Origin of the sequence: Variovorax sp. YR216 (assembly GCF_900107745.1) — a bacterium.
In the GTDB taxonomy this organism is placed as follows: Bacteria; Pseudomonadota; Gammaproteobacteria; order Burkholderiales; family Burkholderiaceae_C; genus Variovorax.
In genome coordinates this window covers 104,595-117,185 of sequence record NZ_FNRO01000008.1, presented here as the reverse complement: position 1 = coordinate 117,185, position 12,591 = coordinate 104,595, and the positions used below count along the sequence as shown (strand labels likewise).

At 68.9% G+C, this 12,591-nt stretch carries 8 protein-coding genes; 5 read left to right on the top strand and 3 right to left on the bottom strand.

Annotated elements, in window-relative coordinates; genetic code table 11:
* Positions 1 to 13: 13 nt before the first annotated feature.
* From BLW05_RS20675 to BLW05_RS20660, 4 genes are all read left to right on the top strand, one after another.
* A complete protein-coding gene (locus BLW05_RS20675) occupies positions 14 to 4,174 on the top strand; it encodes a YhdP family protein (protein ID WP_093165443.1) in 4,161 nt (1,386 codons plus the stop codon).
* 19 nt (positions 4,175 to 4,193) lie between these two features.
* Positions 4,194 to 5,009 (top strand): carbon-nitrogen hydrolase family protein, encoded by an 816-nt coding sequence (locus tag BLW05_RS20670; RefSeq protein WP_143044876.1) that lies wholly within the window; start codon positions 4,194 to 4,196, stop codon positions 5,007 to 5,009.
* A gap of 14 nt (positions 5,010 to 5,023) precedes the next feature.
* Positions 5,024 to 7,087, top strand: coding sequence for a two-component system sensor histidine kinase NtrB (locus BLW05_RS20665; RefSeq protein WP_177142743.1), 2,064 nt, complete (start codon positions 5,024 to 5,026; stop codon positions 7,085 to 7,087).
* A gap of 117 nt (positions 7,088 to 7,204) precedes the next feature.
* Positions 7,205 to 7,831, top strand: a complete 627-nt coding sequence (locus BLW05_RS20660) for a response regulator transcription factor (protein ID WP_093165441.1) — start codon at positions 7,205 to 7,207, stop codon at positions 7,829 to 7,831.
* A gap of 19 nt (positions 7,832 to 7,850) precedes the next feature.
* On the opposite strand, the gene BLW05_RS20655 is transcribed toward BLW05_RS20660, so the two are convergent.
* Both BLW05_RS20655 and BLW05_RS35990 read right to left on the bottom strand, forming a co-directional pair.
* Positions 7,851 to 8,513, bottom strand: a complete 663-nt coding sequence (locus BLW05_RS20655; protein ID WP_093165440.1) for a YiaD family glycine zipper/OmpA-like lipoprotein — start codon at positions 8,511 to 8,513, stop codon at positions 7,851 to 7,853.
* 204 nt (positions 8,514 to 8,717) lie between these two features.
* Entirely contained in the window at positions 8,718 to 8,876 is a 159-nt protein-coding gene (locus BLW05_RS35990; RefSeq protein ID WP_177142748.1) for a hypothetical protein, read from the bottom strand.
* Here BLW05_RS35990 and BLW05_RS20650 point away from each other — a divergent pair.
* Positions 8,875 to 10,014, top strand: a complete 1,140-nt coding sequence (locus BLW05_RS20650) for a murein transglycosylase A (RefSeq protein WP_093165439.1) — start codon at positions 8,875 to 8,877, stop codon at positions 10,012 to 10,014. The two genes, BLW05_RS35990 and BLW05_RS20650, sit on opposite strands and share 2 nt — an antisense overlap.
* Positions 10,015 to 10,143: 129 nt before the next feature.
* Here the strand turns inward: BLW05_RS20650 and BLW05_RS20645 are convergent, their stop codons facing one another.
* Entirely contained in the window at positions 10,144 to 12,546 is a 2,403-nt protein-coding gene (locus BLW05_RS20645) for a PhoX family protein (protein WP_093165438.1), read from the bottom strand.
* Positions 12,547 to 12,591: the final 45 nt, after the last annotated feature.

The following is a 12,591-nucleotide window of genomic DNA, read 5'->3' as shown; positions in this document are numbered from 1 at the left end:
AGCGCGATCCTCAATGAACGACACGACGTCTTCCCCTTCACGTCTGCTCAAGGTCACCGCTGTCGCGGCGCGCTGGCTGCTGGGGCTTCTCGTCGGGGCATGGCTGCTGCTGGCGCTGTCAGTCGTTGTCCTACACGTCTGGATTGTGCCGCGAATCGGCGACTACCGTGGCGCGCTCGAGGCGCAGGCCACACGCGCCATCGGCGTACCGGTGCGCATCGGCTCGATCGAGGCCCGGTCGGGCAGCTTCTTCCCGACGGTCGAGTTGCGCGACGTGGTGCTCGAAGACGGCCGCCGGCAGGAAGCCCTGCGACTGGTGCGGGTCGTCGCCAGTGTCTCGCCGCGCTCGCTCTGGAACCTGAGCTTCGAGCAGCTCTACATCGAGCAGCCGCAGGTCGACGTCCGGCGCGATGCCGAAGGCCGGCTGCACATCGCGGGGCTCGAGATGTCCACCCAGACCAGCGGCGGCGGCGATGGCGCCGACTGGTTCTTCGCGCAGCGCGAAGTCGTCGTGCAGGGCGGCACCGTGCGCTGGATCGACGAGGCTCGCAAGACCGAGCCGCTGCGGCTGACCGACGTCCAGTTCGTGGCCCGCAACGGCGGCCGCAGACACGCGATGCGCATCGACGCCACCCCACCGGCCGGTTGGGGCCAGCGCTTCACGCTGATCGGCGATTTCCGCCAGCCGCTTCTCTCCGTGCGCAGGGGGAACTGGAAGACCTGGGGCGGCCAGCTCTTCGCCAACCTCCCCTACATCGATGTGACGCGCCTCGGCCGCTACGTGGACCTCGATGCCCGGATCCGGGAAGGCAGCGGCGGCGTGCGCCTCTGGGCCGACGTCAAGGACGGCCAGCTTTCGGGTGCGGTCGCGGATCTCGCGCTCATGAAAGTCGACGCCTCGCTCGCCAAGGACCTTCAGCCGCTGGTGCTGCAGGGCGTCACCGGCCGCCTGGCCGGCCGGCTGGACGACGGCACCTTCGAGTTCTCGACCACCAACCTGCACTTCGAGACCAACGACGGCATCCGCTGGCCCGGGGGCAACGTCTGGTTGCAGCACACACCAGCGAAAGGCCGGGTGACCGAACGCGGCGCCTTCCGTGCCGACCGGCTCGACCTCGCGGCGCTGGCGCTGATCGCAGACCGGCTTCCGATCGGTGACGCGAGCCGCAAGCTCATCGATTCCTATGGCTTGCGCGGCCTCGTGGAGCGCATCGATGGCAACTGGCAAGGCTCGCCCGGCGCACCCGACAAGTACCAGTTGCACGGTCGCGTGAGCAATTTCAGCGTGGCATCGCAGCCGGGCGAACATGCCGAGCCGGCGGCCGAGCCAGCCCGCGCTGCGGCCGCCCGCAACGGCCAGCATGCCGGCGCGCCGGCGAACACGGCGAACACGGCGGCCGCGGAGCCGCCTCGGCCACCGGTGGGCGTTCCCGGCGTACACGGTGCGACGATCGAGTTCGATGCCAATCAGGCCGGCGGCAATGCCAATGCGTCGATCGCCAAGGGTTCCCTGGACTTCCCGGGCGTGTTCGAAGAGCCGGTGATCCCCATCGACCAGCTCTCGACACAGCTGCAGTGGAAGATCGACGGCCCTTCAGCCCAGCTGCAGATCGCGGGCCTGCGCTTTTCCAACGCCGACGCGGAAGGCGAGGCGACTGCGAGCTGGCGCACGAGCGATCCGGCCGTGTCGCACGGCCGTGGGCGCTTCCCCGGCGTGCTCGATCTGCAGGGCAAGCTCAGCCGCGCCGACGGCACGCGCGTGTACCGCTACCTGCCGCTGGAAATCCCCAAGCAGACGCGGGACTACGTGCGCGACGCAGTGACCAGGGGCACCGCGAGTTCCGTGGACTTCAAGGTCCGCGGCGACCTGTACGACATGCCCTTCATGGACCCGAAGCACGGCGACTTCCGCATCGCCGCGCGCGTGGCCGACGTGACCTATGCGTACGTGCCGCCCGCGCACACCACCGTTGCCTGGCCCGCGCTGACGGCCCTGTCCGGCGAACTTGTCTTCGAACGCGCGGGCATGCTCGTGCGCAACGCGCGAGGCCGCATCGCCGGTGCACCCGGGGTCGAGGTGACGAAGGCCGAGGCGCAGATCGCCGACATGTCACACCATGCGCCGCTGCTCAAGGTCGACGCGCAGGCCAAGGGACCACTGGGCGAAGTGCTGAAGGCCGGTGCGCCGCTCACCGGCCCCGCCGAATCGACCGTGGCCGCCATGCGCGCCACCGGCCAGGCCGAGTACAAGCTTCGGCTCGAACTGCCTCTCGCGACCATGGAGAAGTCGAAGGTGCAGGCCAGCGTCGCGCTGCTCGACAACGAGATCCAGCTCGCGCCGGCCGCACCTTCGCTGACGCAGGCGCGCGGCACGCTCAATTTCACCGAGGCCGGCTTCTCGCTGGCCGGCATCCAGGCCCGCGCGGCGGGCGGCGCGGTGCGCCTCGATGGGAGCGGCCGCTTCGGCGCGTCGGGCGACATGAGCTTCCGCGCCCAAGGCACGGCGACCGCCGAAGGCCTGCGTGCGACGCGCGAAGTCGACTGGCTCGCGCGCCTTGCGAAGAACGCGTCGGGCAGCACCGCCTACGCTGCCAATCTCTCGGTGCGCGACGGCACGCCAGAGTTCCTGGTCACCAGCAGCCTGCAGGGGCTCGGCCTGCAACTGCCGCATCCTCTGACCAAGGCACCCGAGGAGTCGATGCCCCTCAAGGTGGAAAAGAAGGTGGTGTCGCGCGAGAACCGGTCAGGCGGCGCGAAGCCGGTGGTGATCGACCAGATCTCCGCCGAACTCGGTCGCGCCGTCTCGGCGACCTACGTGCGCGACATCTCCGGCGACGACGCGCGCGTGCTGCGCGGCGGCATCGGCGTGGGGCTGGCCGCCGGCGAATCGGCCGCGCCGCCCGAGCGCGGGGTGTTCGCGAACCTGCGATTCGAACGGCTCGACATCGCGGCGTGGCAGGCGCTCTTCGGCGAAACCACCGGCAGTTCGGCCGGCAAGGCATCGGATGCGGGCAGCGGCGATGCGGCGGATGAATTCCTGCCGACGCAGATCGCGTTGCGCGCGCAGGAACTCGCCTTCGGCGGCAGGACGCTCCATAACGTGGTGCTCGGCGGCACGCGCGACGGGCCGGTGTGGCGCGCCAACGTCGATGCGACCGAACTCAGCGGCTATGCCGAATACCGGCACGCGCAGGCAGGGCGCTTGTACGCGCGGCTGGCGCGCCTGAAGATCGCGCGCTCCGAGGCCACCGCGGTCGAGTCGCTGCTCGACGAGCAACCGAGCACGCTGCCGGCGCTCGACATCGTGGTCGATGACTTCGAGTTGTTCGGGCACCGGCTCGGTCGCGCCGAGATCGATGCGGTCAACCGCGGCGGCCTGGGGCGCGAATGGCGGCTCAACCGGCTCGCGATGATCAATCCCGATGCGACATTCACCGCGCAGGGCAGTTGGGCGGCGGCGCCGGGCGTGACGGGCGCGACGGGTGCCGGCCGCGACGCGCGCCGCACCAGCATGGACTTCAAGCTCGAAATCGCCGATGCCGGCGCGCTGCTCGGCCGGTTCGGCATGAAGGACGTGGTCCGGCGCGGCCGGGGCCGGCTCGACGGCGACGTGAGCTGGAACGGCTCGCCCTTCTCGCTCGATTACCCGAGCCTCGCCGGGCAATTGCAGATCAACGTCGAATCGGGGCAGTTCCTCAAGGCCGACCCGGGCATTGCCAAGCTGCTCGGCGTGCTCAGCCTGCAGGCCCTGCCGCGGCGGCTCACGCTCGACTTCCGCGATGTGTTCAGCGAAGGCTTCGCCTTCGATTTCCTGCGCGGCGACGTGCAGATCGATCAGGGTGTAGCCTCCACCAACAATCTGCAGATGAAGGGCGTCAATGCGGCCGTGTTGATGGACGGCTCCGCCGACCTCGCGCGCGAGACGCAAAGCCTGCGCGTCGTGGTCGTGCCCGAGATCAACGCCGGTACCGCCGCGCTCGTCGCAACCGCGATCAATCCCGCGATCGGGCTTGGCACCTTCCTTGCGCAGATGGTGCTGAGCAGGCCGCTGGTCGCGGCCGCGACGCAGGAATTCAAGATCGACGGCACCTGGACCGACCCGAAAATCACCCGGGTGCCGCGCCGGCTGGCGTCCGAAGCGGCGGGTTCGCCCGCCACGCCGGCCCCGCGATGAGGACAAGGAGTCATCACACATGAGAGTCGCTGCAATCCAGATGGTGTCGGCCATCGAGCGCGAGGCCAATCTCGCGCGCGCCCACTCGCTGCTCGCAGAAGCCGCAGAGGCGGGCGCCGAACTGGCCGTCCTGCCCGAGTACTTCTGCATGATGGGCGCGCGCGATACCGACAAGCTCGGGCTGCGCGAGACGGCCGGCACGGGCACGGTGCAGAACTTCCTGGCCGATGCTGCGCGCGAGTTCGGCCTGTGGATCGTCGGCGGCACGCTGCCGCTGGAGACGGACGACGACAGCCATGTGTTCAACAGCTCGCTCGTGTATTCGCCCGAGGGCGCATGCGTCGCACGCTACGACAAGATCCATCTCTTCTATTTCGACAACGGCCGCGAGCGCTACGACGAACGCCGCGTGATCGCGCCGGGCAGCAAGCCGGTGCTGTTCGACCTGCCATCGCGCGACGGCCACAGCTGGCGCGTGGGCCTCAGCGTCTGCTATGACCTGCGCTTTCCCGAGCTCTATCGAACGCTTGCGCGCGAGGGCGCGGAGCTGATGCTCGTGCCCAGCGCGTTCACCCGCACCACCGGCGCCGCCCACTGGGAGGTGCTGCTGCGCGCGCGGGCGATCGAGAACCTTGCCTGGGTGGTGGCGCCCGCGCAGGGCGGCAAGCACGAGAACGGGCGGCAGACCTGGGGCCAGTCGATGGTGGTGGACCCGTGGGGCACCGTCGTCGCGCAGCAGCACGTGGACGAGGCCGTGGTGCTGTTCGACATCGATGCGCAGCAGGTCGAGCGCGCACGCGCCCAACTGCCTGCACTGTCCCACTGCGTGCTCTGAAGCAAAGCAAGCCGGTGTCCGCGCCCACGTTGCCAGTCTCCCGCGCGCTGCGGCCCGCATTTGCGCGGCTGCGCTTTCTGCGCTCGGTGTGGCGGCGGTGGTTCCTGTGGGTGCTGCTGGCGATCCTTGTCCTGGCGCTGCTGGTGACCGTGGTCTGGCTCGCGGGCCGGCATGAGATCGAGCAGACGCAGTCGGTGCTGGAGCGCGACACCGCCGACGCGGTGGCGGACCTTCGCGGCGACCTTCAGCGCAATGCGCAGACCCTGCGCGCCTCGCTGGCCGGCGGCGTCAACGCCGAGCAGTGGGAAGCGCGCGCCACGGCGCTTCTGCGCGAGCACCGCGAATGGCTGCGGCTGGAATGGCTCGATCCGAAGATGCGCACGCTTGCGGCGTCCGACACGCCGTACCGCCGCCGCATCTTCGATGACCAGCACCGCTCGGAGAGCTTCCCCGACGTCGCCCTCGCCTGCGTCACCGCACGCAAGCTCGGCGCGCCTGCGTTCTCGCCGAGTCACTACATCGCGATCGCGCAAGGCAGCGGCCTCGAGGTCATGGAGATGTGCCTGCCGGTCGAGGGCGGCAGCTACCTCGTGGCGGCCTACTCGCTGCGCGACATCCTGATCGAGCTCGTCGCGCCGACGCTCAGCCGGGGCCAGGAAGTCGCCTTCACCGAAATCGACGGCACGCGCCTGGTGGCGATCGGCGCGCAGCGCCGCATGGGCACGCGCGTTTTCACCGCCCAGCAACTGGTCGATCTGCCCGGCGCGCCGGTGATGTTGCGCGTCGACGGCTGGCGCGCGGTGCCGGACCTTTTTCCGAACGTGCTCACCGCGCTGGTCACCGGCATCTCGATCGCACTGGTGTCGGTGCTGGTGCTTCTTGCGCGCGATACGCGGCGCCGCCAGCGCGCGGAGGAGGACCTCGCCGATGCGCTCGGCTTCCGCAAGGCCATGGAGGACTCGGTCATCACCGGCCTGCGGGCGCGCGACCTGCAGGGGCGCATCACCTACGTGAATCCGGCGTTCTGCGAGATGGTCGGCTTCAGCGCCGAAGAGCTCATGAACAGCGATCTCGAGGCGCCTTACTGGCCGACCGAGCTCGCGCACGAGTACCAGCACCGGCAGGCCGTGCGCCTGGCCGGCGCGGTGCCGCCGCGGGAGGGCTTCGAGTCGGTCTTCATGCGCAAGGACGGCAGCCGCTTTCCGGTGCTGATCTTCGAGGCGCCGCTCATCAACGCGCATGGTTTTCAGGCCGGCTGGATGAGCGCGTTCATCGACATCAGCGAGCAGCGCCGCGTCGAGGAACTGTCGCGCGCGAGCCAGGAGCGGCTGCAGGCCAGCGCGCGGCTCGCCACCGTCGGTGAAATGGCGTCGCTGCTCAGCCATGAGCTGACACAGCCGCTCGCGGCCATCGCCAGCTATGCGACCGGCTCGCTGAATCTGCTGGAGGCCAAGGGCCCGTCGGGCGACAGCGACCATGACGATGTCGCGATGGCGGTGCGCCGCATCGCCGAGCAGGCCGATCGCGCGGGACAGGTGATCCGCAGCGTTCACGACTTCGTACGGCGGCGCGACCGCACGCGCGAGGCGGTCGCGCCGCAGGCGCTCATCGATGCGGTGCTGCCGCTGGTGCGGCTGCAGGCACGCAAGCTCGGCGTCGACCTCGAGGTCGTGCTCGATGAGCGTCTGCCCATGGTCTATTGCGATCGCACGCTGGTCGAGCAGGTGTTGCTCAATCTCGCCCGCAACGGCATGCAGGCGATGGACGTGCCAGAGTTGACCGAACGTGTGCTGCGCATCAAGGTGGTTCGCGCGGGCGCGATCGGCCGCGGCGGCGAGGCGGGCACGCCGGCCGATGCGCGCCGCTGGCTCGAGTTCTCGGTGACGGACTTCGGCGCCGGCATCGGCGCCGATGTGGCGGCGCGCCTGTTCACGCCTTTCTTCACCACCCGCTCGGACGGCATGGGCCTGGGCCTGAGCCTGTGTCGCACCGTGGTCGAGCAGCACGGCGGCGTGCTGATCTTCGAGCCGCAGCAGCCACGCGGCACGGTCTTCCGTTTCACGCTGCCGGTCAAGTGATGTTCACCCCCATGCGCCTTCGGCGCTCCCCCTCTCCGGGGGCGCACCCGGCGGCCCGGCGAAGCCGGTTCCGCGGGTGCCCTGGCGTGCGCTGCGCTGGTTGGAAACTCCATTTCTATGCAACCTCTCATTGATGCCCTGATCTTCATCGTCGACGACGATGCCAGCGTGCGCGAGGCGCTGGCCTGGCTGCTGCGTTCGCGCCGTCTCGCCAGCGAGAGCTTTCCCAGCGCGGAGGCCTTCGAGGCGTACCTGGCCGAGGAGCCGCTGCGCGCCCAGCCGCATTGCCTGCTGCTCGACGTGCGCATGCCCGGCACCAGCGGGCTGGTCCTGTTCGACCGCCTTGCAGAGCGCGGCCTCTTGGAGACGCTGCCGGTGATCTTCCTGACCGGCCATGCGGACGTGCCGACGGCCGTCGATGCGGTCAAGCGCGGCGCCTTCGATTTCTGCGAAAAGCCCTTTTCGGACAACGCGCTGGTCGACCGCATCGAGCATGCGCTCGGCGCGTCGGTGCGCGCCATCGAGGCGCAGCGCACGCGCCAGGTGTTGAAGAGGCGCATCGACGAGCTCACGGATCGCGAACGCGACGTCATGCACTGCGTGATCGAGGGATTGCCCAACAAGCTGATCGCCGATCAGCTCTCGATCAGCGTGCGCACGGTGGAGGTCCACCGCGCGCGCGTGTTCGAGAAGATGGAAGTGAAGTCGGCCGTCGAGCTCGCCAACCTGCTCCGAGGGATCTGACGCGCGTCCGAGCCGGGGGTCAGCCCTGTCCTGCTTGCCTTTCGCCGACGTAGATTTCCACGCGGCGGTTTTGTGCACGGCCTGCGGGCGTGCTGTTGTCGGCCACCGGTTCGCGCGAGCCGCGGCCGTCGATCTTGAAGGCCGTGGGCGACACGCCGCGCGAGACGAGGTAGTCGCGCGTGGCGGCCGCGCGCTGGATCGACAGCGGATCGTTGATGGCATCGGTGCCGGTGCTGTCGGTGTGCCCGATGATCCGGACTTCGGCGTTCGGGTTGTTGCGCAGGCCCTGCGCGAACTGGTCGAGGATCGGCGAGAAGTTCGGCTTGATCACCGAGCGGCCGACATCGAAGGAGATGTCGCTCGGAATCGCGAGCTTGAGCTCGTTGTTCTGCGTCTGCGTCACTGCGACACCGGTGCCGCGCGTGGCGGCTTCCATCTGGCGCTTCTGGTTCTCCATGCGCTGCGACCACAGGTAGCCGCCCCCCGCGCCCGCCAGCGCGCCGATCGCCGCACCGGTGCCTGCACTGTGACCCGTGGCGGAGCCGATCGCCGCGCCCGCCAGCGCGCCGATACCGGCGCCGATGCCGGTGGTCGTGGCCGTGCTCTTCTGCGATTCGCTCATGTCCGCGCAGCCCGCGAGCAGGTACACCGCGGCGCAGGTGGCAAGTACGATTTTTTTCATTGGAGTCCTTCCTTTGGATGATGGAAAAAGGCCGATCGATTATCCGGAGCGCAAAGGGGCTTCGAGCCGTTGCCGCGGTTTCGGCATGTAACACGCGGCGCGCATCGATGCCCCACGGGCTGCGCCAGAATTGACAGTTTCGCTATTGAAAACGTAGCGCGCGGGATGTGCGCCGACACATCCACGCGGCATCGAACGACAGTGTCAGTCGCGCCCCGGCGGCTCGTCGCGCGCGGGCGCGCCGCCTGCCGCTGGCTCGTCATCGCGCAGCTCGCCGCGCTTGCGGCCCGAGAACATGGTCCACCAGATGATGAGGATGAACACGATTCCAGCGGCAAGGGCTTCAAGCAAAATCAGACCCATGAAAAATGGACTCCAGTGGCTGGTTGGGCTCGCGATCGTAGCAACGCTCGCCGCCTGTTCCACCGGCACCCGGCAGCCCGAATGGACTTCGCAGACGCCGCCGGTCACCACGCCGCCGCGCGATCTCGGTCCGCTCACCGGTTCGCTCGCGCATCCCAAGAGCCGCTGGGTGCCTGTCGCATGGTCGGAGCTTCCGGGCTTCAACGATGACGCGCTGCATGAAGGCTGGATCGCGATGATCACCAACTGCGCACGGCCCAACGCGGCCTTCGCGCCCTTGTGCCGCGAAGTCCGGCAACTGTCGCTGGCCGAGAACGACGAGCAGCGCGAATGGATGATGCAGCGCCTGCAGCCCTATCGCGTCGAGGCGTACACCGGCCCGACCGACGGCAAGCTCACCAGCTACTACGAGCCGGTGTTCGAGGCGACGCGCCGCCCGACCGCGACGAACATCTATCCGCTCTACCAGGCGCCGGCGGGGCTGGTGCCGAAGCGGCCGTGGTACACGCGGCAGGAGATCGACACGCTGCCGCAGGCCCAGGCCGCGCTGCGCGGCCGCGAGATCGCGTGGCTCGCCGATCCGATCGACGTCCTCATGCTGCATATCCAGGGCTCCGGGCGCTTGCGCATGACCGAGCCGGATGGCCTGCAGCACGTGGTTCGCGTGGCCTTCGCGGCGACCAACGAGCAGCCCTATCGCAGCGTGCAGCAATGGCTCATCAGCCAGGGCGTGACGAAGATCAGCGCATGGCCCGACGACACCAAGCAGTGGGTGGCGCAGAACCCGCAGCGCCTGCAGCCGCTGCTGTGGAGCAATCCGCGGTACGTGTTCTTCAGGGAGGAAGCCTTGAGCGAAGTCGATGCGGCTTCCGGGCCGGTCGGCGCGCAGGGCGTGCCGCTGACGCCGGGGCGCTCGATCGCGGTCGACCGCGACAGCATTCCCTATGGCACGCCCGTCTGGCTCGCATCGCCGGGGCCGGCGCTTTCGCTGGCGAAGCTGGTGGTCGCGCAGGACACCGGCAGTGCGATCGTCGGCGCAGTGCGGGCCGACTATTTCGCGGGTACCGGCGCCGAGGCGGGCCGTGTGGCTGCCCGCATGAACCAACCCTTGCGCCTCTGGGCCCTCTGGCCTAAATGAAGTTCGCCCCCAGCCTCGCGCACTTCGTGTCGCTCGGGCACCCCCTTCCGGGGGCAACACCGGCGGACCGGCGAAGCCGGATCCGCGGTGTTTCACCAACGGGCCTGGCTTCGCCGGCCCCTGGCGGCTTCAGAGTCCGATCACGCCGCCGTCGTCCTTGGTGATCATCACCGTCGCCGAACGCGGCCGTGCGGTGGTTCCACCTGGTCCGTAGGCGGCCACGCCGGCGCCGTTGCCGGGCCAGTGGCTTTCGAACTTGCTCGGATCCGCGATGTTGGCCGCGGCCGTGTTTTCACCCGGGTGCTGGATGTTGATGAACAGCGCCTTGCCATCGGGCGACTCCGCGAGGCCGGTGACCTCCGCGCCCAGTGGGGCGGTCAGGAAGCGCTTGAAGATGGTGTCGTTCATCTTCTTGCCCGCATAGGTGGTCACCGTGACCGGTCCGGTGCCTGCCGAGCCGGGCTTGCCGTTGGCCTGGTTCACCACGTCGATCTTGCCGCCGTCGCCGTACTGGCCCGGAACGGCCGCCAGCAGCATGCAGTTGCTGACATCGGTGTAGGCGTTGTCGTCGGTCTGGATCCACAGGATGCCGCTCGCGCGCGAGAACCAGCAGCCGTCGGGCTTGGAGAGGTCGTTGAAGTCCGAGAGGCCCGACAGGTTCACGTTCTTCTGGTAGTTGACGTCGTCGAGTCCGGCGTCGGCCTTGGCCTGGCTGCCGAAGAGGTAGATGTCCCAGTTGAAGGTGGTGGCCGACGCGTCGCTGTCGGTCTCGCGGATGCGCATCACCTGCCCGTTCACATTGCCCTTGAGCGTGGTGGCCGACGCGTTCTGCGTGGAGACGCCCTTGTTGTCGAGCCAGTAGCGCGGGAAGGCCGGGTCCACGTCGGGGTTGGGCAGGTTGTTGCTGCTGGTGGTGCCCACCGATCCGCGGTCGGGGTTCTCGGTCATGGTGATGTAGATCTCGCCGTTCTTCGGATTCACGGCGGTCCACTCGGGGCGGTCGCACTTGGTCGCGCCGGCCGCATCGGCGGCGAGGCGGGCATTGACCAGCACGTCGGCGAGGTCTGCGAAGGCGTAGGTGCTGTTGCCCGAAATCGCGGGATTGCTCAGGTCCAGCTTGAGCCAGGTGCCGGTGCCGTCGGCGTTGAACTTCGCGGCATAGAGCGTGCCGTCGTCGAGGTACTTCGCACCGGTTGCGAGGCGGTCTGCGGGGTTCGCGTCGGCAGCGGCCCAGACGGCCTTGGAGACGTACTTGTAGACGTATTCGCTGCGCGAATCGTCGCCCATGTAGAAAGCCAGCGGCTTGCCGACCACCGGGTTGCTCGGCCATGCGCCTTCGTGCGCGAAGCGGCCGAGGCCGGTGTGCTTCACCGGCTTCGAATTCGGGTCGTAGGGGTCGATCTCCACGACCCAGCCGAAGGTGTTGACGGTGTTGCGGAAATCGTCGGTGCCGTCGGTCGAGGCGCCGAGCTTGCTCGTGTCCCAGCGCGCGTACTCGGTGCTCGTGCCGTCGGCCGGCACGACGGTGGCCCAGCGCTGGCCGCCGCCTGCGCCTTGCGAAAGGCCGATGCGCTTGAAGGCAAGCAGTTCCTTCGCGGTGCGGGCCGCGTCATCGGCCGAGCCGCGACGGAAGAAGCCTGCGAAGTTCTCCTCGCAGGTGAGGTACGTGCCCCAGGGCGTGTAGCCCGAGGCGCAGTTGCCGATCATGCCGCGCGTATCGGTGCCGGCCGGCGAATAGGCGGTCTTCAGCAGCGCCGAGCCGCGCGCCGGACCGCCGAAGGCCATCGGCGTGCGCGGCGTGATGCGGCGGTTGAACGCCGAGTTCTTGACCACCGCGAACTTGCCGCCCGACTTGGCGATCTCGACCACCGATGCGCCGTGCGCCTCGACTTCCTTGAGCGCTTCGGCTTCGGGGCGCGGGCCGGCGCTGGAACTGGAGTTGGTCTGGCCGCTCGCATGCATGAAGACCACCGTGCCGTTGATCGCCTCGTGGTTGATCGCCATCAGCGCGCGGTCGTTGGACGTGAGGGTCGGCTTGCCGATGGCGTCGAGGCCGAAGTAGTGCATGCCGTCGTGGTGGTCGCCACTGCGGCGGCCGAAGTTGTCGTCGGTGCCGTCGTTCCTGTAGTCGGTCACGGCCGGGTCGATCGAGTCGCCGGTGGCGTAGATCACCGTGGCGGTGTAGCCGGCCGGCACCGTGACCCGGTCGGCAAGGTCCTTGGCGACGGCGTTGAAGCCAAGCTTGGGATCGGCGGCTGCGGGTGCCGGGGCTGGTGCCGGCGCGGGCGCCGGAGAAGGCGCTGCCGCCGCCGGCGGAATGAATCCGTTGTTTCCACCGCCGCCGCAGGCGGACAGCGCGAGCGGGCCGAGCGTCGCTGCGGTCAGCGCACCGACGCCGCCGCGCAGCAGGTGCCGGCGATGCATGCGCGCGGCGATGACTTCGTGAAGGCTGGCGTTCGAACTGGTGTTGTTGTCGAGGTCGTCCGGATCGATCGATTCAATGGGCGACGCAGGCGTGGGCAGATGTTTCATCGTGATGGGTTGACTGACGGGAGTCTGACCATAACGATGCAATAT

Bases quoted from the DNA above. Each gene is read 5' to 3' on its own strand.
- BLW05_RS20645 (WP_093165438.1), bottom strand. From the start codon at position 12,546: ATGAAACATCTGCCCACGCCTGCGTCGCCCATTGAATCGATCGATCCG.
- BLW05_RS20670 (WP_143044876.1), top strand. From the start codon at position 4,194: ATGAGAGTCGCTGCAATCCAGATGGTGTCGGCCATCGAGCGCGAGGCC.
- BLW05_RS20655 (WP_093165440.1), bottom strand. From the start codon at position 8,513: ATGAAAAAAATCGTACTTGCCACCTGCGCCGCGGTGTACCTGCTCGCG.
- BLW05_RS20660 (WP_093165441.1), top strand. From the start codon at position 7,205: ATGCAACCTCTCATTGATGCCCTGATCTTCATCGTCGACGACGATGCC.
- BLW05_RS20650 (WP_093165439.1), top strand. From the start codon at position 8,875: ATGAAAAATGGACTCCAGTGGCTGGTTGGGCTCGCGATCGTAGCAACG.
- BLW05_RS35990 (WP_177142748.1), bottom strand. From the start codon at position 8,876: ATGGGTCTGATTTTGCTTGAAGCCCTTGCCGCTGGAATCGTGTTCATC.
- BLW05_RS20675 (WP_093165443.1), top strand. From the start codon at position 14: ATGAACGACACGACGTCTTCCCCTTCACGTCTGCTCAAGGTCACCGCT.